The organism is Veillonella parvula (assembly GCF_024461875.1).
In the GTDB taxonomy this organism is placed as follows: domain Bacteria; phylum Bacillota; class Negativicutes; order Veillonellales; family Veillonellaceae; genus Veillonella; species Veillonella parvula_I.
Map to the genome: position 1 here is coordinate 295,690 of NZ_JANGAL010000002.1, position 22,172 is coordinate 317,861.

At 40.8% G+C, this 22,172-nt stretch carries 20 protein-coding genes; 7 read left to right on the forward strand and 13 right to left on the reverse strand.

Annotated elements, in window-relative coordinates; genetic code table 11:
- Positions 1-23: 23 nt before the first annotated feature.
- The 7 genes from NE668_RS05525 to rbsB all read left to right on the forward strand — a co-directional run bounded on the left by NE668_RS05525 (position 24) and on the right by rbsB (position 6,017).
- On the forward strand, positions 24-680 hold the full coding sequence (locus tag NE668_RS05525; RefSeq protein ID WP_004694229.1) for an NAD(P)H-binding protein: 657 nt from the start codon (positions 24-26) through the stop codon (positions 678-680).
- A gap of 36 nt (positions 681-716) precedes the next feature.
- A complete protein-coding gene (locus tag NE668_RS05530) occupies positions 717-899 on the forward strand; it encodes a hypothetical protein (RefSeq protein ID WP_008603255.1) in 183 nt (60 codons plus the stop codon).
- 322 nt (positions 900-1,221) lie between these two features.
- Positions 1,222-2,109, forward strand: a complete 888-nt coding sequence (gene rbsK, locus NE668_RS05535; protein WP_227037534.1) for a ribokinase — start codon at positions 1,222-1,224, stop codon at positions 2,107-2,109.
- A gap of 120 nt (positions 2,110-2,229) precedes the next feature.
- Positions 2,230-2,643, forward strand: coding sequence for a D-ribose pyranase (rbsD, locus tag NE668_RS05540; RefSeq protein ID WP_227037532.1), 414 nt, complete (start codon positions 2,230-2,232; stop codon positions 2,641-2,643).
- A 45-nt stretch (positions 2,644-2,688) separates the two neighbouring features.
- On the forward strand, positions 2,689-4,170 hold the full coding sequence (locus tag NE668_RS05545; RefSeq protein WP_227037531.1) for a sugar ABC transporter ATP-binding protein: 1,482 nt from the start codon (positions 2,689-2,691) through the stop codon (positions 4,168-4,170).
- On the forward strand, positions 4,170-5,105 hold the full coding sequence (locus NE668_RS05550; RefSeq protein ID WP_004694241.1) for an ABC transporter permease: 936 nt from the start codon (positions 4,170-4,172) through the stop codon (positions 5,103-5,105). The genes NE668_RS05545 and NE668_RS05550 overlap by 1 nt, the downstream gene beginning before the upstream one ends.
- Positions 5,106-5,114: 9 nt before the next feature.
- Complete coding sequence (gene rbsB, locus NE668_RS05555) at positions 5,115-6,017, forward strand: ribose ABC transporter substrate-binding protein RbsB (protein ID WP_227037529.1); 903 nt, start codon at positions 5,115-5,117, stop codon at positions 6,015-6,017.
- A gap of 54 nt (positions 6,018-6,071) precedes the next feature.
- On the opposite strand, the gene NE668_RS05560 is transcribed toward rbsB, so the two are convergent.
- The 13 genes from NE668_RS05560 to NE668_RS05620 all read right to left on the reverse strand — a co-directional run bounded on the left by NE668_RS05560 (position 6,072) and on the right by NE668_RS05620 (position 21,923).
- A complete protein-coding gene (locus tag NE668_RS05560; protein ID WP_004694245.1) occupies positions 6,072-6,470 on the reverse strand; it encodes a hypothetical protein in 399 nt (132 codons plus the stop codon).
- A gap of 133 nt (positions 6,471-6,603) precedes the next feature.
- Entirely contained in the window at positions 6,604-7,086 is a 483-nt protein-coding gene (locus NE668_RS05565) for a GNAT family N-acetyltransferase (RefSeq protein ID WP_004694248.1), read from the reverse strand.
- A gap of 129 nt (positions 7,087-7,215) precedes the next feature.
- Positions 7,216-7,989: an amino acid ABC transporter ATP-binding protein gene (locus tag NE668_RS05570; RefSeq protein ID WP_004694249.1), complete on the reverse strand. Its 774-nt coding sequence runs from the start codon at positions 7,987-7,989 to the stop codon at positions 7,216-7,218.
- Entirely contained in the window at positions 7,986-8,702 is a 717-nt protein-coding gene (locus NE668_RS05575; protein ID WP_004694252.1) for an amino acid ABC transporter permease, read from the reverse strand. The genes NE668_RS05570 and NE668_RS05575 overlap by 4 nt, the downstream gene beginning before the upstream one ends.
- Positions 8,703-8,708: 6 nt before the next feature.
- The gene (locus NE668_RS05580) at positions 8,709-9,425 is read right to left on the reverse strand and encodes an amino acid ABC transporter permease (RefSeq protein ID WP_227037528.1); all 717 of its coding nucleotides are present in this window, start codon (positions 9,423-9,425) and stop codon (positions 8,709-8,711) included.
- A 55-nt stretch (positions 9,426-9,480) separates the two neighbouring features.
- Complete coding sequence (locus NE668_RS05585; RefSeq protein ID WP_021147573.1) at positions 9,481-10,320, reverse strand: transporter substrate-binding domain-containing protein; 840 nt, start codon at positions 10,318-10,320, stop codon at positions 9,481-9,483.
- Complete coding sequence (locus NE668_RS05590; RefSeq protein WP_227037526.1) at positions 10,313-11,803, reverse strand: MmgE/PrpD family protein; 1,491 nt, start codon at positions 11,801-11,803, stop codon at positions 10,313-10,315. Before NE668_RS05590 ends, NE668_RS05585 begins: the two co-directional genes overlap by 8 nt.
- A 122-nt stretch (positions 11,804-11,925) precedes the next feature.
- On the reverse strand, positions 11,926-13,041 hold the full coding sequence (locus tag NE668_RS05595; protein ID WP_227037525.1) for a glutathione S-transferase C-terminal domain-containing protein: 1,116 nt from the start codon (positions 13,039-13,041) through the stop codon (positions 11,926-11,928).
- A 264-nt stretch (positions 13,042-13,305) separates the two neighbouring features.
- Positions 13,306-13,959 (reverse strand): pyroglutamyl-peptidase I, encoded by a 654-nt coding sequence (pcp, locus tag NE668_RS05600; RefSeq protein WP_227037523.1) that lies wholly within the window; start codon positions 13,957-13,959, stop codon positions 13,306-13,308.
- A gap of 112 nt (positions 13,960-14,071) precedes the next feature.
- Positions 14,072-15,001 carry a DUF979 domain-containing protein gene (locus tag NE668_RS05605; protein ID WP_004697680.1) on the reverse strand — a complete coding sequence of 310 codons (930 nt, stop codon included), beginning with the start codon at positions 14,999-15,001 and terminating at the stop codon, positions 14,072-14,074.
- A 1-nt stretch (position 15,002) separates the two neighbouring features.
- Complete coding sequence (locus NE668_RS05610) at positions 15,003-15,752, reverse strand: DUF969 domain-containing protein (protein WP_227037521.1); 750 nt, start codon at positions 15,750-15,752, stop codon at positions 15,003-15,005.
- 208 nt (positions 15,753-15,960) lie between these two features.
- Positions 15,961-16,446: a GNAT family N-acetyltransferase gene (locus NE668_RS05615; protein ID WP_004694271.1), complete on the reverse strand. Its 486-nt coding sequence runs from the start codon at positions 16,444-16,446 to the stop codon at positions 15,961-15,963.
- 518 nt (positions 16,447-16,964) lie between these two features.
- Complete coding sequence (locus NE668_RS05620) at positions 16,965-21,923, reverse strand: ESPR-type extended signal peptide-containing protein (RefSeq protein ID WP_008715136.1); 4,959 nt, start codon at positions 21,921-21,923, stop codon at positions 16,965-16,967.
- Between the last annotated feature and the right edge of the window lie 249 nt (positions 21,924-22,172).

Sequence of the window (22,172 nt, forward strand, 5' to 3'; positions counted from 1 at the left end):
CCCGAACATAGGAGGTCTTTTTTATGTATAAGTATATTACGATTTTAGGAGCTGCGGGCCAAATAGCTCAAAAGTTGACTGCTACACTATTAACATATACAGATATGCACATTACATTATATGGTCGTCAGTTGAAAACACGTATACCTCCAGAGATTATCGACCATGAACGCGTTACAGTGATTGAAGGTTCGTTCCAAAATCCAGGTAAATTAGAACAAGCTGTAACAAATGCGGAGGTTGTATTTGTAGGTGCTATGGAGTCTGGCAGTGATATGGCGTCCATCGTGAAAGCATTGAGCCGCAAAAATATACGCCGTGTTATCGGTGTGTCCATGGCTGGACTTTCTGGTGAATTCCCTGTAGCACTTGAAAAATGGACCTTCGATAACTTGCCGATTAGCTATGTTCAAGGTGAGCGCCAAGCACGCAATGTATTACGCGAATCCAACTTAAATTACACCATCTTGCGCCTCACATGGCTTTATAATGATCCAGAGAAAACTGATTACGAACTCATCCCTGAAGGGGCTCAATTCAACGATGCCCAAGTTTCACGCGAAGCAGTGGTAAAAGCCATCTTTGATATCTTACACGCTGCGGATGAAACGCCTTTCCACCGCACAAGCATCGGTGTAGGTGAACCAGGTACACACTATGACAAACCAAGCTTTCACTAATATATAGCTATATTAACAATAAAGGCCTGATAGACTATGAAAATAGATAAAAGCTACAGTAATACAATAAATATTGACGATAATGCAACTAATATTTTACAAGGTAAGGTAGATATATTATCTGCTCTTGTACAAGGCCAAAATGACATCATTCAAGGTCGTATTCTATCTTTAGAGAAATCTTTTGATAGTATAGATAAAATGTTAGATAAAATATAAATAGTATAATATATTAATTCTTTAATAATAAGGTATATCCAAGATCTAAAGAGTACATTTTTACTCATGTAACATAGATTTTGGATATACCTTTTTTATTCCTACATTTTATAGATATTTATATAGATAAACTCACGTATTTACGCTATACTAATAAATGATTAATATACACTTATAGGTATGTGAAAGCAAATGCCTCTTAGATTATCAATTATATTTATATATACAGTTCGTTGTATAAAATGTGCAAGATTCTATGTATAAAAATAAATGATAGTCATTTTTAGTCCCAGTTAGGGCAGAGGCTTATTAAGGAGTTATTATGAATCGTATTGTTGTTATTGGCAGTTGCAACATGGATATTGTAGTCCTCGCGGATAAACGCCCTACTGCGGGCGAAACAATTATGGGCAACGAATTGCACATCGCGCACGGTGGCAAGGGTGCAAACCAAGCGGTGGCTGCAGCTCGTCTAGGTGCAGAGGTCACAATGGTCGGCTGTATCGGTGAGGATGCATACGGCCAAATGATTTTAGATAATTTAAAAGAAAATTTCATCAATACAGATTACATCGTTACGGTACCGAACACTACAACCGGTACAGCACACATTACATTAGCTGAAGGCGATAACAGTATCATCGTGATTGCAGGCGCTAACGCTAAGGTCAATAAATCCGTAGTAGATAATGCGTGGGCCGCTATTGAGAAAGCCGATCTCGTAATGGTGCAAAACGAGATTCCTATTCCAACTATTGAATACATCGTTCGTCGTTGTCACGAGGCTAATGTGAAAGTCCTCTTAAATCCGGCTCCAGCGGCTGACCTCAACCCTGAATGGTTAGAATTAGCAACCTATATTACACCAAACGAACATGAGTTATCTGCCCTCTACCCTAACCAATCTACAGAGGAAACCTTGCTGGCGAACGAAAATAAAATCATCGTTACCCTTGGTAGCAAAGGCGTAGGTTATGCTGACGACGGTGAAATCCGCATCGTACCGGGCTTCAAGGTTGAATCCGTAGATACAACAGGCGCTGGCGATACTTTTAACGGTGCCTTTGCAACGGCTATCGTTAATGGTGAAAGCTTAGCCGACGCTCTACACTACGGCAATGCAGCCGCCGCCCTCTCCATCCAACGCTTAGGTGCCCAAGGTGGCATGCCAACAAAGGACGAGGTCGCTGCATTCTTGGCAGAGAATTAACATATTGAATACAAGCTATACATTCTTATGTAACGAATGCATCTGCCCTCTATATAACAAAGGGAGTTAATGAATGAGGCGTTAAAACCTCGTTCATTAGAATAGAAAAAGGAGTTTACCATGCAACGACACGGCATTTTAAATAGCCATATCGCTAAGGTATTGGCAGATCTTGGCCACACAGATACAATTTGTATCTCTGATTGTGGCTTGCCAGTACCTGAAGGGGTTCAAAAAATCGACTTAGCCTTAGATTTTGGTGTACCTAGCTTTGAGCAAGTAGTATCCATCATCGCTAAGCATATGAAAGCCGAAGCGATTCATGTGGCTACAGAAATTAAAGAAAACAATCCTAAGGCTTACGCCTTCTTAGAGTCTACCTTCTCATCCGAGCAATACGAATGGATTGAAACGAGCCATGAAGCTTTCAAAGAAGCCACAAAACAATGCAAGTGCATCATTCGAACTGGTGAAGCATCTCCGTATGCAAACATTATCTTGCGCGCCGATTGTATTTTCAGCGATCGTCCGTAGAATAATAGATTAAGATATACTTTCATCAGTCATATAGGAGTAGTTATGGAAATTGTTATGTCAGGCATTGCGAAGGCATTTGGCACAAACCAAGTGTTGCGCGATGTAAGTATTACCCTCAAGGAGGGCGAGGTTCACGCCTTGATGGGCGAAAACGGCGCCGGCAAATCTACACTCATGAATATCCTCACCGGTATTCACAAAGCAGACGCTGGTACGATTACCATCGACGGCGTAGAGCGTACCTTCCCGAACCCGAGAGAGGCCGAGCTGAACGGTGTAGCTTTCATCCACCAAGAGCTCAACATTTGGCCAAATCTAACATTGTTAGAAAATCTATATTTAATGAGACCAAAGCGCAATAAATTTGGCATGCTCGATAAAAAGGCGATGCTCGCTGAGGCAGAAAATACATGCCGCGAACTAGGCATCGAATTGCCACTCACAACAGAAGCAGGCCTTTGCTCCGTTGGTCACCAACAAATGACGGAAATCCTTCGTATCTTGATGTTAGATGCAAAGGTTGTCATCATGGACGAACCGACAGCAGCCCTCACAGAGCGTGAAACGGCGACATTGTTCAACATGATGCGCAAAATGAAAGCACGCGGCGTTGCTATCGTATATATCTCTCATCGTATGGAAGAGGTATTTAGCGAATGTGACACAATTACGGTTATGCGTGATGGTCACACAATTATCACTAAACCAACATCTGAGATTTCTGTAGACGAAGTGGTACGCCACATGGTAGGCCGTTCCATCGACGAGTTCTACCCTGCTCGCACTACAACACCGGGCGATGTGGTTATGAACGTGGATAACCTCAAACCAGAAGGTTTCGACAACGACATCTCCTTCTCCTTGCGCAAAGGCGAAATCCTCGGCGTAGCAGGTCTCATGGGTGCTGGCCGTACAGAAATTATGCGCGCCATTTTCGGTGTAGATAAACACAACGGCGGCACCGTAACAGTAAACGGCTCCGTCCTAAACTGTAAAAAACCAGAAGATGCCATCAAGGCTGGCATTGCTTTCATCACAGAAAATAGAAAGAGCGAAGGATTGATTCTTGATTTCTCCATCGGTTCTAACATTACATTGCCTAATCTTGGCGAAATTTGCCCCTCTCATGTACTTGATAAGGGCAAACTCAATTCCTTTGCTGACGAATTGTCTAAAAAACTAGGCGTTAAAACACAATCTATTCACGAACCCGCATCATCCCTATCCGGTGGTAACCAACAAAAGGTGGTTATCGCGAAATGGGTCGGTAAAAAGCCATCTATTATCATCATGGACGAACCTACGCGCGGTATCGACATCGGCGCCAAGCGTGATATTTACGATTTAATGAACGAATTAACGAACGATGGTGTGTCCATTATCATGGTGTCCTCTGAGTTACCGGAAGTGCTCGGCATGAGCGACCGCGTTATGGTCATTCATGAAGGTCGCGTAGCAGGTATCTTGGACCGTAGCGATGCAACACCAGAATCGATTATGACATTAGCCACAGGAGGACAATAATGGACAGCAAAGCTCTACAATATGTAAAAAAATTAGGCCCCCTCATCGGCCTCATCCTATTATTCGTAATTATCTCTGTCATGAACGACAGTTTCCTTGAATTTTCTAACTTGCGTAACTTGTTACGCCAAGTATCCATCAATGCAATCATCGCCTTTGGTATGACATTCGTCATCTTAACTGGCGGTATCGACTTATCCGTTGGTTCCATCCTTGCCCTCTCTAGTGCAGTGATGGCCAACCTCATCGTAACTGGTACTGACCCTGTATTGGCTATCGTATTAGCCGCAGGTGCAGGCCTCGTATTGGGCGGTATTAACGGTCTCGTTATCACCTATGGCCGCGTAGCTCCATTTATTGCTACCTTGGCAACCATGACCATCTACCGTGGTGCAACGCTAGTATTCACAGACGGTAACCCAATCTCCGGCCTTACACAAGATCCTCTATTCCACGGCTTTGGCCAAGGGGACATCGCAGGCCTTCCAGTTCCAGCTATCACTATGTTCCTAGCTTTCATCATTCTCTGGTTCGTATTGAGCCGCACCTCCTTGGGTCGTAAAACATACGCCGTAGGTGGTAGTGAAAAGGTTAGTTACATTGCTGGTATTAAGATTGACCGTGTTAAAATCTTCGTGTATGCCTTAACGGGTATGCTCTGTGGTATCGCCGGTGCAATCATCACATCTCGTCTTAACTCTGCACAACCTACAGCAGGTGCAGGCTACGAACTGGACGCTATCGCGGCGGTAGTTCTTGGCGGCACAAGCCTAGCTGGTGGTCGTGGTCATATCGTTGGCACATTAATTGGTGCCCTAATTATCGGTACCCTCAACAACGGGTTAAATATTCTCGACGTTTCCAGTTTCTATCAACAAGTCGTAAAAGGTATTGTCATTTTATTGGCGGTTCTTGCAGATCGCAAGAAAGCCTAGGAGGTTCCTATGAAAAAACTATTGTTACTGTTGGCGATGGCTATCATGGTTATCGGTCTTGTATCAGGCTGTGGTAAAAGCGCTGATAACGGCGGCGACAAAAAATCCGGCACCATCGGCTTCTCTGTTTCCACATTGAACAACCCATTCTTCGTAACTATGAAGGAAGGCGTTGAGGCTCAAGCTAAAGCGCTTGGTCTTAAAGTTAAAATCGTTGATGCTCAAAACGATCCTGCAAAACAAGCAAACGATATTTCTGACTTGCTTGAAAGCGGCGTTTCTGTATTGATCATCAACCCTGTAGACTCTGCAGCTATCTCTACTTCCGTAGAAGCAGCAAATGCTAAAAACATTCCTGTAATCACTGTTGACCGTTCTGCTGACAAAGGCAAAGTAGTAGCTCACATCGCTTCCGATAACGTAAAAGGCGGCGAAATGGCAGCTCAACTGATCACTGATAAAGTAGGTAAAGCTGCAAAAGTTGCTGAAATCGAAGGTATCCCTGGTGCTTCTGCAACTCGTGAACGGGGCCAAGGTTTCCATAATGTAGCTGACAAAGACTTAACAGTAGTAGCAAAACAAAGTGCTGACTTCGACCGCACAAAAGGTTTGAACGTAGCAACAAACATTTTGCAAGCTAACCCTGATGTACAAGCTATCTTCGCTCATAACGACGAAATGGCATTAGGCGCTATCCAAGCAGCTAAATCCGCAGGCAAAACAATCTTCATCGTAGGCTTTGACGGTACTGCTGATGCAGACAAAGCTGTTAAAGACGGCACATTGGCTGCAACAATTGCGCAACAACCGGACCAAATGGGTAAAATCGCTATTGATACAGCTCAAATAGTTATCAAAGGCGAAGCTGTAGAAGCTAAAATCCCTGTAGATCTTAAAGTTGTTACAAAATAATTGTAAATAGAAACTGGGTACAAAAAAGAGTCGCATCCTTTGATGCGACTCTTTTTATTTTGGCTCTCGTTCCAAAAATTCTTTGAAAAACTCAATAAACTTTGGCAAATATGTTTGATCTAAACTTTCAATTGTCATATTACATTTGTAATTATAAGTAGTACAGATAGTAACATCTATCGCCAATGCACCCTTTTGATCTAACGAGAATGTTAAGGTATCCCCTTCTCCAGTTAATACATGGGTAAAGGTTGCTTTGCCTTTACACTTCTCATACAAATCGACTAATTCTTGATAGCCTTTACGAATTCCGGACCAATCGCTAGGATCAATATAGCCAGAACAGATATTATAGCCTCGTTTAATATATACGCCAAACACACCAAATTCAGATAACTCTACATCCATATCAAAAGCTATTGTTAAATTTGGTTCATTTACGATTTCATACATACTATTCACACTCCACAGACAAAAACAATTTCATTTATTATAACGTAACTATATGTAAAAATAAAATAGCGACTAGTTGATTATCTTAACTAGTCGCTATTTGTATGGTAGGACTTTAAAATTAGAGTTCTTATTACAGTGTTTTCTTAAAGAATATGGTCGTATGTACCTTTCCAGGTAGTTGTTTCCGTTTATATTCTTTAAAGCCAAAGCCTTCATACATTTTGGCAAGCCATGGGTGTTCTGCAGCAGTACCTAGTGTTACGGCTGGTGTTTTATATACATTGCGCAGTAGATTTTCTGCTTCAGTTAAAACTTCACGAGCATAGCCCTTTCCCTTATGTTCAGGGGCTGTCACAAAGTGTGCAATGTGCGGATATACGTCTGGCGTAGCTTTGGGAATCCAAGGCATGCGGAATGAAATAGAGCATACTAAGGAACCATCTACGTAGAGACCAAATACAGGATATTTTAAGATCCACACCCGAGATTCTTCTGGGCTAAAGTTAATAGCATCGAAGGATATAGGGTAGTTCTTATTCTCCGCATATCCTGCAATTAACACCTCGTGATATTCAGCCGCATCATCTACGGTTAATTGTCTAAATTCTTTCATATGTACCTCGTTTAAAGCGACCTAATTCTAAAAATATTAGGTCGCCATGAATTTCTATATTACTAGGATAGCACGCATTATTATGCTCTGCATTATTTATAGAGCAGTATTTTTATAGAGCAGTACTATTTATAAAGCTGCACTATCTAGTGGCTGTTCGCTATCTAGTGTAAGGTAACGGCTCAAGAATTTGCGTGTTCGTTCTTCTGTTGGATGTTCAAGGACAACCTTAGGATCCCCTTGTTCTACGATGACGCCGCCTTCCATAAATACGACTTGGTCAGCCACTTCTTTGGCAAAGCCAATTTCGTGAGTTACGATAATCATCGTAACCTTGAGCTCTTTCGCAATCTTGCGTATAACAGCTAATACTTCACCTACGAGCTCTGGATCGAGGGCTGATGTAGGTTCGTCAAAGAGGATAACCTCTGGGTCCATCGCAAGGGCACGAGCGATGCCAATACGTTGTTGTTGACCACCGGAAAGTTGTACCGGATAGTAATCATCATAGCCTTCCATGCCTACTTCCTTGAGGAAGCGTTGTGCGATTTCACGGGCTTGAGATTTCTTCATCTTCTTAACCGTTACAAGGCCTTCCATAATATTTTCAATAACGGTCTTATTAGAGAACAAGTTATAAGATTGGAACACCATGGATGTGTTACGGCGTGCGTTTAAGATTTCCTTGTTAGACGCTTTATGGAGGTCTACAGAAATATCATTTAACTGCATTGTCCCTGCATCGGCCTTTTCAAGGAAGTTAAGCGTTCTAAGGAATGTCGTCTTACCACTACCGGATGGGCCAAGGATAACCGTTACAGACCCTGTTGGCACATGTAAGTCGATGCCCTTTAAAATTTCACGGTTCCCGAAGGATTTGTGAACTTGTTTAATATCTATCATAATGCATTACCTCGTTTATACTTGCTTGCATAGATTTCTAAACGATGGAAGATAAATTCAAATACAATCCCCATCACCCAGAATAGACCGGCCACCACGATGTAGGCCTCAAAATATTGTGAATTTTCCTCTGTATATAACTTTGCAGCGCCAAATAGTTCAATAACTGTGATGACAAATACGATACTCGTACTCTTCATGGTGTTAAGGAACTGATTTGTAAATAGTGGCAACGCAAAGACTGTAGCCTGTGGCAATACGATGCGACGGAACGCTTGGAACCAAGTCATACCGATGGCCTGAGCCGCTTCCATTTGCCCTTTCGGTACCGATTGTAAGGCAGCCCGGAAGATTTCACTCAAATAGGCTCCTGTGTGCAAGGTTAAACCTACAACGGCTACAAAGGTAGCTGGCACCTTTTCAAAGGGCACATGCACCCCTGTTTGATCCTCTAGCGCGAGGAATAGAATTGGTAAACCATAGTACACGAGGTATAAGAGAACCATGTTCGGAATACTACGGCACAATAATACATATAGGTAGCTGAGCTGACTGAGCACAGGCACTTTATTTTGTTGTAGCACGCAACTTAATAACCCTAGGATTGTACCCAAACCAACGCTGAGGAAGGTAATCATAAGGGTGACTTTCACATAAGGAATGACAGCAAAGAAGGTGCCATAAATATAGGTTGAATCGATTATATGTCCCATACGCCCCTACTCCTCACTGATCAAAATGCGTTGCGTTTCCTTGCCCGCAACGGTAAAACGTTTTTCAAGCAATCGGCCCAAGAGAGACACGATGATAATTAGAATACCATAAATGATGGCCGCATCGACGAATAGCTCAAGATAGCGCTGACTATTGCCGCCCATGAGGTCCGCCTTACGCATCATATCGACAACGCCGACGTTAAAAATGAGCGCCGTCCCTTTCAACATGCCGATAACGAGGTTCGTCAACGGTGGAATGCTCATGGTGAAAGCCTGCGGCAAGATGATGCGCACATAGTTTTGGAACTCGGTCATACCAAGACTTTTAGCGGCTTCCTTCTCACCAGGAGCCACCGCATCAATACTGGAGCGCATGATTTCAGCGCTGTAAGCTGCAATGTGCAATGTAAATACGGCGTATACGAATACGAGGCCTGGCACATTTTTCATGTTAAGCCCCATGTGGGACATGATTTCTGGTACCCCAAAGTAAATAAGGAAGAGCTGTACCAAGAACGGAGTGCCCCGCATAAAGGAGATAAATACGATAAATAATTGGTTTAATACTGGTACCTTCTTGAGGCGAATGATGGCTATGATAGAGCCCAAAATAACACCTAAGATGGCAGAAATAACGGTGATAAGCACCGTTACGTGCACATAATTCAAGAGCTGTGGAAACGCTTGGATCATGTAGGACACATCAAAATACTTGCCCACAGTAACACCTCGCTTCTAGACATAATAGAATAAGGCCGCCAAGGCGGCCTATCCGTTATTTTTGTGTTGGATCGAATGTGTAATCCCCACCAAGATATTGTTCAGAAAGTTTTTTCAACGTACCATCTGCACGCATTTCTTTCATAGTTTTATCGATTTTTTCGTTTACTTGTTTCATGTCATCTGTACGTTTAGACAAGAAATAAGTTGGTACTACGGCCAATACATCACCTACGGCTTTAAGTGGCAAGCCACGGTCTTTAATAGCAGAGTTAATTACGTATTCATACTCACCTGCTGCATCAGCACGGCCTGTAGCAACGAGGTTTAATGTTTCTGCACCTGCTTTATCTGTATAGATAACTTCGATTTGAGGATTTGCTGTTTCGTTGAATTGTTTTACTAACTCGTTGAACTCAGAGGATGTAGTAACGGCGATTTTCTTGCCTTTCAAATCATCCAATTTAGAGATGTCGTTGCGATCGTTTTTAACTACTAATTTACGTGTAGAGTAGTTGTTAACCTCATTTGTGTAGTAGTATTTTGCTTCACGTGTCGGGTTGCGACGCATTTGGTTTGCAATCATGTCCACTTGGCCTGCATCCATTGCTACAAAGGCAGCATCAACGGCCATTGGCTTGAAGTTGAAGTGAAGGTCTGGATTACGACGCTCAATTTCTTTCAACAATTCTACGTCAAAACCAGTAAGGTTGCCATTATCATCTGTATAGGAATAGGGGCGAACTGTACCGCGTGTAGCTACGTTAATTACTTTAGCATCAGGATTTACCTTTGCGTCCTTAGATGTATCGTCACCGCAACCAGCTACGACAAGCACGCCTAGTGCCAACGCGCCGATGGCGAATAATTTCGTTAATTTCTTTGTATTAAACATGTAAAACTCCTTCTTTTCGCAATGTTTGCAGGAATGACTCTACCTTATCTGTATGGGTAAAAGCCTCAATAACTCTATCTATTTGGTCAGCCTCCAAGGTGAGACCTAATTTAATGCGTATATCCTCCATAGTAAGAGGATTCTTCGGCGATCCTTTAGGATTATTCACCGTTTCTGTGAAAGTATCTCCATTTTTCAAGGTAACGGTTACTTTCGTAATCCGCTCTGTTTGAGATACCTTCGGCAAGTCATAGACACGCTCTATGCGCGACATACAGTCTCGTACATCTGTGTCTATGGCATCTATCTTGAACAACTCATCCTGTACCGACCCATACGCGAGGACTTGGTACACGATGTACTCTATGGAAAACTGCCCTTCTCGACCTGTTGTTGACGATGTATAACGCAATGCCGCATCAGCACCAGGTGGGAAGTGAACAGTCACTCGATTTATCTCATCCCAAAGGGAGAAATCGGGGGTGGTACATAATCTACATTGATCTTGTTCCTCTGTATCTGGTGAAAGGTAGTTGTGTTTAGACACATACGAAGAAGATGTATATAGTCTATGTACCACGATTTCTGCTGCTTCAGCGCCACAAATGGCTGCCGAGCAATACGGGTGAACTTTCATCCACAAACCAGGATCAATGAGTTGTCCTGGTGCTAGCCAACGGCTAGCAATGTCATTTGATGTAACGGTAATATTACCGATAGTTTTAAACCAACCCCGTTCAGGGTCAAATGGTTTTGTACTTGTTCGCAGTGATGTATGTTGTAACAGTTCGTAAGCCCATACGCCATTGCGTGCCGCCAGTCCCGCATGGAGCGGCTTACCATCTGTGCCACTTTGAAAGAACATGCCCGCCGATTGAGTAGCAGCCAAAGACAGGAGCTGAGCCAAGCTTTCACCATGAAGGCCTCGCAAAGCGCCTATAGCGGCCGCCGCCCCAATAACACCAACGGTCCCCGTAGAATGCCATCCTTGGGTCCGATGGGCAGGATTGATAAGGGAACCAATAATCCCTTCTAACTCGGCACCGATGATATAGGCCCGAAAGAATTCGTGCCATGTATCCGTCGGCTCGAGCACTGCCAGTAAAGCAGAGTATAAAACAGTACTGAAATGACCTGCTAGATTTGCCTGGGCGTCATCAGAATCTAAATAATGGGAGGCAAAGCCATAATACAAAGCTTTATCGGCTTTAGATACATTTTCTATTGCTAAGTCAATTTTGCCCTCTGATATAACCTTGCCACTCAAAACAGTGGAGTTCATAACATGACCAACATCCGAGCCTATAGATGACTTAGCCCCTATGAACCGAGCCAAGTCTTGAACGGCTTGTTCGTTCTCTGCTGGTGCTAAGGATGCCAGATAATCTAGAAAGGCAATACGAGCCACTGACAGGAGGTCCTCACGGTTCGTCACATCCGTTTGTTCTATGTAGTTCACAATCGTCTGTGTTACAGAATCCATGAAGCCGTCCTTTCAGTTATCTATAATTAAATATATTGATTGATTCGTCAGTAATATATCAGATTTTATAGTAAAAGATTTACTAAATACAGCTCATCCAACATATGAATTTACTGTCTATTTTATTTACCAAATTTTTCAGCACGGTCATTTGGTTCTAACCAAATGGAGTCGTCTGGACCTTTTGGAACGAGGCGTGGTAGGTCTTCAAATGGCGTATGGTCTACATAGTAGAAACGTTTACGCATGGAATCGAAGTCTGTTGTGCCACCGAAGGCTGGATTGGAGTACAAGTCCTTCGCATAGTTCCAAAGATTTGGATAGTCTACGAGGCGTTTTTTATTCACCAAGTATTTTTGGTAGAATACAAGGTCAAAACGTGCCAATGTTGGGAAGATACGAATATCTGGGTCCGTAATAGTATCACCCATCAAGTAACGTTGCTTGCTAAGGCGTTCTTCAAGCCAGTCTAAGCGAGCAAAAATGCGGTTATAGTAATATTCGTAATCTTTTTGGTTCGTTACGAGGGCTGCTAGATTTACAGCCAAGTTGAAGTCAGCATAGATGATAACATTCAATGCATCGATATCAGCACGCAATTCCTCAGGATAAATATCTGGTGCATTAGGGGAAATGAAATCTTTAAAGCCTAATGCCAATTCCGTAGTCAACGCATGGTAGTCGTTGTTAACTACCGCGCCAGTCGTAACATCTACGATAGCTGGTACTGTGGAACGTGCATCATAGTTAGGGTCGCCCTTGCGATACGCTTCACCTAAAGAGTGAATACCCAATACGGGGTCTTTTTCATCTTTATCAAGGGTAAAGAACCAGTCCGCAATAACGCCTGCTGGACGCAATGGATCAACAACACCTTTGGAAATTACCTTATCTAGTCCGAGCAAATCGATGGCGATAGCAATACGGTGAGCCCAAGGACAATGCTTAGACCATACAAGGCGATAACGGTCCTTTTCTACAGGTAAAAGCCCTGGTTCACCGCCAAAAGGTGTTGTGAATTGAGGCTCTTCACTATCAGAATATTTTTGACGACGGTTAAAATTCGATGCATCTTTACCTTCATACTCCTTCTGCTCCCCTTGAGAACGAGGGTTACTAGATTGAAACTCAGAAAAATCGATGGGACAAGGATTCATAGCGCGTTGGAACTCAACTTCTTTTCGAGCCGCCGCAATGGTAGGATCCTTGATTTTACTTACATCTACGTGTTCACTCATTCTATACTCCTTATAGAGGTCATCCCCATTAGCTTTATTCCACTTTTCATGGTGAAAGCTTCTGTGATATTCCTCAATTATTCCTACTAACTTAATATGAATATAAGCCTATATTATATTATTTAAAAACCTATGTCAATAGTGGGTATTTAAAATTTATAATATCTATTACAAACAAAAATCTCGAGTTATATCGTTTCTAGATATAACTCGAGCTTTATTTAAATTATGTGTATTAAACAAACACTAGTATTGGTAATATTTTTATTCGTGAGGTGTTGTATAGTTAATATCTTGTGCCTTGTAACTTTCACCATGAGCTAATACATGAACGATGGTTTCCAATGTGGCACGTACAGTTTCAACAGCCATGCTTGGTTGATTTGGTTTATCCACCACTTGGGATGGCAAGTATGGGATGTGCATAAAGCCCGCCTTAATATTGCCCTTTTGCGCGGCATAGTGACATACACCATACATCAAGTGGTTGCATACGAAGGTTCCCGCTGTATTGGAGACCTTAGCAGGAATACCGTTTTGATGTAACGCATTGACGATATTTTTTATGGGCAATGTCGCAAAATAGGCACTAGGGCCATCGGCTACAACAGGCTCATCTTCCGGTTGGTTGCCCCCATTATCTGGGATGCGAAAATCGTCGCAGTTAATAGCAACGCGTTCCACTGTAATATCAGGACGACCACCTGCTTGACCTACACACAGGATAAAATCTGGTTGGCACTGTTCAGCTGCTGCTTTTACAGTATCAACAGATTTATAACGAATGGTAGAAACCATTTGTGTCACTACCTTGTAATCACCATCGGTATAACCATCCATTGTTTTGACCGCTTCCCAAGCCGGATTAATAGGTTCACCGCCAAATGGATCAAAGCCGGTAATTAAAATTGTTTTCATCACACTACCTCATAACGATATCTTATGGTTCATTAGAATAATCAAGCATGATACATAACCTTACAAGATATATCATATAGTTTCATAAGCATATCGTACTTTCACAAAAGGGTTAAATAAAGTAATACATTAATAGAATATTCAATACGAGCATGATTAATGCAATTGGAAGTTGTGCTTTAATAACGCCGTATTGGTCGCGCATTTCAAGGAGCGCTACCGGTACGATGTTAAAGTTGGCGGCCATAGGTGTCATCAAAGTACCGCAATAGCCAGCAAGCATTGCTATAGCACCAACAGCCGCAGGGTTCGCACCATGAGCTACAACGAGCATTGGGATACCGATGGCACTTGTAATCATCGCAAATGCAGCAAAGGCGTTACCCATGATCATTGTGAAGATAACCATACCAATGCAGTAAGCCACAACAACAAGGAATACATTATCTGCTGGTACTACACTTGCGACTGCACTGGAGATAAGTTTACCAACGCCAGCCAAATTAAATAGATACCCAAGAGCCGCTAATAACTGGGACAAAATAGCAGTCCAACTGATAGCATCGATAAGTCGACGGCCTTCATGGAAACCTTGGTTAAGTTCGCCCTTTGTAATAAAAAGAGCAGCACACATAGCTATGATTGCGGCAATACCTAGACCAACAAGAGCACCTAACTTAGTAAAGAAACCAATAAAGAATGTAATAATACCAACAAGTAACGCTGGTACGAAGATAACATTACCAATACGAACAGCTTCGCCTTTTTTGAATTCGATAGGAGATTCAAAGTAATGGCCTTTGCCGAGTTGTTTTACTAATACAATAGCCGCCATAGCAATGACAAGCCAACCATTAATTTCCTTGGAGAGATAAGAACCAAAGATAAAGGATACGCTATATAAGAGCCAAAATAAGCCTGTACCAATGCGATATTTATGTTCTTTATCTAGAAATGATTGAATAGCAAAGATAAATAGAATAATCCCTACGAGAAGATATACATAATCTAAGGGCTGCATTTTATAGAATATTTCTAACATATTATTCAGCCTCCTTCTTCAATTCTTCTGGTGTAACAAGAATATTTAACTCATTAGGTACTAATTTACCAGCTTTCATATCCGCTTCGTCACGAGCTACAGAGGCTTGAATTGTTTTATCAAAGATAATAAAGCGAATAAAGTTAACGATATAAGCACAAACAGCAGTTGGCAATCCGTACAATACCATATCTGTTAACTCTACAGAATAACCTAATTGTTCCATAACGCCTTTGATGAGTAATAACCCACCAGCAGCAAGGAATAAGTTTTGACCGAAGAAGTTACCTATATTATCTGCAGAAGCAGCCACACCGCGCACCTTATCAAGCGTACATTGAGATACTGGACGGCCTTGAGCTACCGCAGCTTCACTCATAGGAGCAATCAATGGACGAACCATAGCAACCATACCGGACATGTTAATGCCAAAGGCTACAGTTACTTGACGCACAAATAAGTAAATCATAAAGATACGACCTGCCGTAGCAGCGTTGATCTTGCCAATCAAAATTTCTGCCCGTTCACGCAAGCCGTGACGTTCCATAAGACCGATAACAGGTAAAATCAAAATAAATAATGACATATAACGATTTTTAACAAAGGCCTCTCCAATAGCACCAACGATATCGTTAATACTGAGACCACCTGCAAGGCCCGTTACAAAGCCTGCGGCTACGACAACTAACAAGGCATTAAAGCGCAGCATCAGACCGATGACCATCACTAAAATACCAGACAAAATCAACATATGGACACATCCTTTCTACAAATCATCCATAACACATATAACCATAAAGATACGTTATATGTATATATTATATACTGAATAGTCATAATCTTACACAAAAAAATACCTTGTATCTAAATTTAGTGAATGTCCCTGATCTGCGATCAGAGCATAAAACACTCAAATAGAGTACAAGGTAATTTACGTAATTAATATAACGCTTTCTTAATTAATTTAATTCTTTCTTGAATAATATAGTTGTATGCTGTTTTCCTCTAAAATGAACCTTATCATATGCCGTAAACCCAAAGGATTCATACATTTTAGGCAACCACGGATGTTCCTTAGCCGTTCCTAGTGTAACAATATGTGTTTTAAACTGTTCTTTTAAAAGCTCCTCTGCATAGCCCAAGACTTCCCGTGCATATCCTTTGCCTTTGAAAGCTGGTGCCGTTACAAAATGAGCAATATGCGGATATTTATCCGGCGTTGAGTATTTCACCCAAGGCATACAAAACGTAATAGAACTAACTAATTGCCCATCAATATACAAGCCGTATACAGGATAATTTTCAATCCATTCCTTAGATTCCTCTTCCGTAAAATCAATAGCGTCGAAGCTAATGGGATAGTCTTTTATAGCTGCGTAACCATCGATTAATACCTTATGATATTCTGCTGTGTCTGCAACTGTTAATTGTCTAAATTCTTTCATGGTCTTTCCCTCATATCTATATTTTTATTCACAAACTACGAATATTAATTCACTTTGTGAAAGTAATTATACACCTATATGTATTTATTTGCAATACAATTACATAAATATTATATGAAATTATAATATCTATAAAGAGGATCTCATATGGAGTGCCATAATATATACACAGAAGAAACTAATAACAAGATAAAACTATTGAGACAAATAAGTTATCAACTACGCCATATTGATAGATTTATATTACGTATTCTATTTTTAATCAAAAAGAATGACACCAACCATAAAATGATTGGTGTCAAAAAATACTCATAAGATAAAATTGTAATATTTGACGGATAGCAAAAATAAATTATGTCTCCTTAATAATAGTATTATACATATAAGGAGACATAACTCAAAATCTTTTTAAAACACTTTTAAAAATATACGTTATAAATGATATATTTACGCCCTATCATTGGACATCCAATCACAATAAAACAGATTTTTTCTCATATGAAAATCTTTCGATTCTATTAACCGCGACCTTTAATAACGCGAACACGTTGAATATCAGGCGTACCATCTTTATGTTTAGAAATAGTATCTACTCTGATACGTTCAAGTTCTGGTTGGAATTCTTTAAGTGCTCTAACCATTTGATCATCGGCGACAGCACCGTTTTGAATAGCCCTGTAAATTAATGCAGCCATTTCATAACGAGTCATCATACGATCTCCACCAAATTTACCGTCTGGATAACCCACAATAATACCATTACCTGCTAATGTCGCCACATAGTCGTATGCCCAATGGTTTTCAGGTATATCTGGGAAAAGTTGCATCTTATCCAAATCCAAGGAGTTGAGCTGTTTCCCCTCAGAAACCTTCATGAGTATGCCCTTCACATTTTCAAGCTCAGCACGAAGATCTTTGATTTCTTTCGCCATTGCTACTCTAGAAGTAGACACATGATTGCCTTGACCGATTTTCATGCTAACACCAGCGTTCAACATATTTTCACCGCCGCCGAAGGAACCACCTACACTAAATAGAGTATCCTCATTTGGACGATAGAATGCACCGATTGAAGCTGCATGAGCATCTTTGTAGTTACCATAGCCTGCAGCGATATCCCATTTATCATCAGGATCGAAATCTAGAGGGTGAAGTGCTGCCAATGCGGCTGCCCCTGCACCAACCCTATTCATACGACTATCAATATTCTTGATATTTCCACCGATTTCTTTTAATTGACTTACATTAACGGCATCCGAATCAGACGTACCTGCTGCAACATTGGTGATTTTCTTATTACCTGCATTGATACCAGTTTCTGTGATGCTAGGACCATTCTTAATTGTCAAGCCATTATTGTTCATTATGGTATTACCAGTTGTTACAGATTTAAATGTCGGTGTATCGATTACAGATACTTTATAGTCTACACCACCAATTGCATTTGTCCCTTTAATTACGCTAATATTGTTACCTTCCGATACGGAAGAGTATTTACCTGCCCCATTAGCTACAGCCTTCAATTGGTCTTCTGTTGCCGCTTGACCACTAGTTATGTTAGCAGGGTCCCAGGTCTTATTAGTCAAATTATTCACTGTACCAGCTGTGCCATTAACAGTTACTTTACCTGCTTGTATTGTTCCTTCAGAACCCTTAATAGAAATTTGCTTATTAGGATCTGTTCCAAGAGTAATATCATCATTGAGGTTTACTTTATAAGTCTTAGATCCATCATTATTAGTTATGGAAGTTACTGTTGTATTTTTACCATTCTCTAGTTTTGTTGTAGCACCAGCTACCGCTTTACTCAATTGACTCACATTTACTGCATCTGTAACATCAGTACCGTCAGCGACATTAGTAATCTTCTTTCCACCCGCATCGATACCAGTCTTAACAATCTTGGGACCACCATTAATAGTCAATCCATCAGTATTCATAACAGTATCACCGGTAGTTACGCTGTTCAAACCTTTCAAGTCCTTAGCTAGACGAACTTTTAAGTTGCTATCACCATCGGATATAACACCGATATTGTCATCAGTAGTCAATTTACTTACATCGGTAATACCACCAACTACATTCACTTGTTCGTTAAGTTTCTTCTTGATAACAGCGCCTGTATCTCCGCCATACTTCATACCGTCATCTAAAGTTGCAACATCATGCTTGTCGCCATTCTTTTCTTCGATTACTAAGCGAGTAATATTTTTGCCATCAATACCAGATTTTCCGTCGCCCCCCTTGATAGAAATAGCGTTATTACCATCCTTGCCATTCAAACCAATAGATCCATCTTTACCATTGATAACAACAGCTGAACCATCTTTACCGTTAACTCCGATGGAACCGTCTTTGCCATCAATACCTTTCTTACCAAGGACTAGATCATCATTTACATTAACTTTGTAAGGATTAGCAGCTGAGCCATCACCTTCAACAGTTGTATTTTTACCATCTTTAAGAATAGTCTTACCTGCTGCAATAGCGTCTTTCAGTTGACCAACATTTACTGCATCCGTATTATCAGTACCAGCCGCTACATTAGTAATCTTCTTATTGCCTGCATCGATGCCGTTCTTAAGAATCTTAGGACCACCATTTATAGTCAAGCCATCCGTATTCATAACGGTATCGCCGGTAGTTACACTAGTCAGATTTTTCAATTCTTTTGCTAATTTAACATTAAGCGCACCATTTGCAGATACTACACCAATATTGTCATCAGACAATTTATTAGTATCGGCACCACCTTTGATATCTAACTGTTCACCTAATTGTTTATTGATAACAGTTGTATCGTCACCTTTGAAGTTTAAGCCTTTTACAATGGTTTTATTGATATTTGTAATATCATTTTTATTATTTTTTACACCGTCACTAACATATTTTAATTGGTCTTCTGTTGCTGCTTGACCATGTACAACTGTAGGATTATCGATATCCCATATACGGTTAGTCAATTCATTTACCGTACCGGCGCCAGTTATTTTAACTATTCCCGCCTTAATATCACCTGTTGTACCATGAATTGTAACCTTATTTCCAGCTGTAATCGTACCAGTAGTACCATCTATAACGACTTGTTTATCAGCATCTGAACCGAGAGTAATCTTATCGCCTAATCCAACTGTATATTCTTTACCGCCAGCAGCGTTAACTCCTTCTGTAACGGTTACGTTAGCATCTTTAGCTTTTACAGTTGTTGCTTTGGCTGTACCACCAATTGCGGCATTTAATTGATCCACATTGACAGCATCAGTTCCAGCAGTACCTGCTGCTACATTAGTAATTTTTTGACCACCCGCATTCAAACCATCTTTATTGACATAAGTCTTCCCATTGATAGCCAAGCTACCATCAGGTCCTAAGTTAATATCTTTTTTAAGTTTAACATTTAGTTGAGTACCATCAGATTCTACACCAATATTATTATCTGTCAAGTCCGCAGAAGCGCCACCCTTAATAGATAACTTATCACCCAATTGCTTATTAATATCTGTACCAGTATCACCAGCGAAGTTCAATCCTTTTGCAATAGTAGTATTGATATTTGTGATATTTGTTGTATTGGTATCTTGTTGTACTTTGGATGCGATATCTGTCAATGTAACTTGTTTTTTATCGCCTTTATCATTAGCTACAGTCAATACCATGTTGCCATCACTGTCAACTTTATATTTACCTTGGCTATTTAAATCAGGGTTTGCTACCAAACGATAGTCCCCTTTTCCCACTTCGGTAAATACATTACTCAAATCAACATTGACTTTACCTGTATCGTTACGTTCCAATGTCAAAGTTTTACCATCATTGGATACACTACCACTTGTAACAAAGTTATTTTTAAGGCCTGTCACATTAGCGGTCAAACCGTTTGTACCGGTTAGATTTGCAATGCCGTCACCATTAGCTTGATAAGTTGCTGTACCACCGGTCACGTATTTATCCTTTGCATCAACGATACGGTTGATATCTCCGATATTAGCACCATTTGTAATGACATCTCCACCGCTAGCAACGCCTGTAATCTGTTTGTTCCCCGCATTAATACCATCTTTTACGATTTTTGGACCTCCGGTAATAGTCACACCGTCAGTATTCATAACCGTATTACCAGTTGTTACACTAGTCAGATTGTTAAGTTCTTTAGCCAATTTAACATTCAGCGTATTTATTCCATCGGATACCACACCAATATTGTTGTCGCTCAATTTAGATACATCTGTTACCCCGCCAACAACATTAGTTTGTGCACCTAGTCTTTGAATAAATTTATTATCCGTAGCTCCTGCAGCCTTTACATCACCTGCATACACTACGCCTTTATTCACTTCAGTATTCACCGCATATAATTGGCTACCATTTATAGCATCGGTAGATGTAGCAGAAAGACGTCCAGCTGCTACGTTAGTAATGGTACGCTCTACACCTGTCTTGCCAACACTTACTGTAGAAGTAGGATTAATGCCTGCAAAATTATGTATTTCTCCATTGACCGTTTCAGACGTAGTACCAACTGCTGTTGCAGTTTCAGATCCAGAACCGATAGCTACAGCATTTTCATTCTTTGCATTTGCTTCATTACCGATAGCTACACCATTCTTTACTGTTACGTTAGCCTTATTACCTATTGAGGTACCATTTAATCCAGTAACAGAAGTCGAAGACCCTATGGCAGTGCCATCTACTGCAGTAACATTCGTGAGTCTACCAAGTGCCGTTGCTCCTAAAGCTTTTGCTTTGGCTTGATAGCCAACAGCTGCAGACTGCCCACTCGTAGCATTTGACCATGTTCCAATCGCCACACTAGCATCATCTTCAGCCACCGCATTTGTTCCCATAGCAATAGACCATCTTCCCTTTGCCTGCGCATTACCACCAATTGCATAAGCATAGGTATTTGTAGCTTTCGCTAAACTTCCCATCGCCAAAGAAGATTCTTCTTGAGCATGAGCAACGCTACCAATAGCAATAGCATGAGTCTTATCCGCTTTTGCGTCTCCACCAATAGCAGCAGCATATTCTCCAGAAGCTTTAGCATTTGCACCTACAGCAACTGCATTTTTAGCTGATGCATATGCTACGCCACCAATAGCAGTAGCATTTTGAGCCGTAGCATTTGAGCCTCCACCAAGAGCAGTCGAATATTGAGCCGAAGAATTACTATGAGCACCTATCGCCAAAGCAACTGCACCTAAAGACTTAGCATAACCACCTATTGCCACATTATTAGGATCAGATCCTGTCTCAGTTCCATTTCCCAATGATATACCTGATCCTGTTCCTTCAGGAATTACTGCATGAACAGTGTTCAATGGCAGTGCTATACTTCCCACCAATGCAAGTGCACATAAAACAGTACACGCACTCGTTCCACCACTTCCGCTGATTTTTCCACGATTATTGGCAAATTCCGAAACAACCACATAACATTTTTTCACCCGACTCCAAATGACTTTATAAATCCGGTTCATAACACTCCTCCTAAATTTTTTCTGTTACACTAACTAATTACACTAAAAATACACTATATATTAAGATAAAAGATATATACTCTCTGCCAAAAACACCTCTTCAAAAACAGGTAAGTATATATTTTAAAATCATTATTACATTATTATTATAATAATAATTCAAGAACCCCAAAATCTTAATTATTATGCAATTCTATTTATAGTGCTAGAAAACAAAATAAGGCTACTTTGATTTGTAAAAGTTTTGTA

Bases quoted from the DNA above. Each gene is read 5' to 3' on its own strand.
- NE668_RS05525 (WP_004694229.1), top strand. From the start codon at position 24: ATGTATAAGTATATTACGATTTTAGGAGCTGCGGGCCAAATAGCTCAA.
- NE668_RS05530 (WP_008603255.1), top strand. From the start codon at position 717: ATGAAAATAGATAAAAGCTACAGTAATACAATAAATATTGACGATAAT.
- rbsK (WP_227037534.1), top strand. From the start codon at position 1,222: ATGAATCGTATTGTTGTTATTGGCAGTTGCAACATGGATATTGTAGTC.
- rbsD (WP_227037532.1), top strand. From the start codon at position 2,230: ATGCAACGACACGGCATTTTAAATAGCCATATCGCTAAGGTATTGGCA.
- NE668_RS05545 (WP_227037531.1), top strand. From the start codon at position 2,689: ATGGAAATTGTTATGTCAGGCATTGCGAAGGCATTTGGCACAAACCAA.
- NE668_RS05550 (WP_004694241.1), top strand. From the start codon at position 4,170: ATGGACAGCAAAGCTCTACAATATGTAAAAAAATTAGGCCCCCTCATC.
- rbsB (WP_227037529.1), top strand. From the start codon at position 5,115: ATGAAAAAACTATTGTTACTGTTGGCGATGGCTATCATGGTTATCGGT.
- NE668_RS05560 (WP_004694245.1), bottom strand. From the start codon at position 6,470: ATGTATGAAATCGTAAATGAACCAAATTTAACAATAGCTTTTGATATG.
- NE668_RS05565 (WP_004694248.1), bottom strand. From the start codon at position 7,086: ATGAAAGAATTTAGACAATTAACCGTAGATGATGCGGCTGAATATCAC.
- NE668_RS05570 (WP_004694249.1), bottom strand. From the start codon at position 7,989: ATGATAGATATTAAACAAGTTCACAAATCCTTCGGGAACCGTGAAATT.
- NE668_RS05575 (WP_004694252.1), bottom strand. From the start codon at position 8,702: ATGGGACATATAATCGATTCAACCTATATTTATGGCACCTTCTTTGCT.
- NE668_RS05585 (WP_021147573.1), bottom strand. From the start codon at position 10,320: ATGTTTAATACAAAGAAATTAACGAAATTATTCGCCATCGGCGCGTTG.
- NE668_RS05590 (WP_227037526.1), bottom strand. From the start codon at position 11,803: ATGGATTCTGTAACACAGACGATTGTGAACTACATAGAACAAACGGAT.
- NE668_RS05595 (WP_227037525.1), bottom strand. From the start codon at position 13,041: ATGAGTGAACACGTAGATGTAAGTAAAATCAAGGATCCTACCATTGCG.
- pcp (WP_227037523.1), bottom strand. From the start codon at position 13,959: ATGAAAACAATTTTAATTACCGGCTTTGATCCATTTGGCGGTGAACCT.
- NE668_RS05605 (WP_004697680.1), bottom strand. From the start codon at position 15,001: ATGTTAGAAATATTCTATAAAATGCAGCCCTTAGATTATGTATATCTT.
- NE668_RS05610 (WP_227037521.1), bottom strand. From the start codon at position 15,752: ATGTTGATTTTGTCTGGTATTTTAGTGATGGTCATCGGTCTGATGCTG.
- NE668_RS05615 (WP_004694271.1), bottom strand. From the start codon at position 16,446: ATGAAAGAATTTAGACAATTAACAGTTGCAGACACAGCAGAATATCAT.
- NE668_RS05620 (WP_008715136.1), bottom strand. From the start codon at position 21,923: ATGAACCGGATTTATAAAGTCATTTGGAGTCGGGTGAAAAAATGTTAT.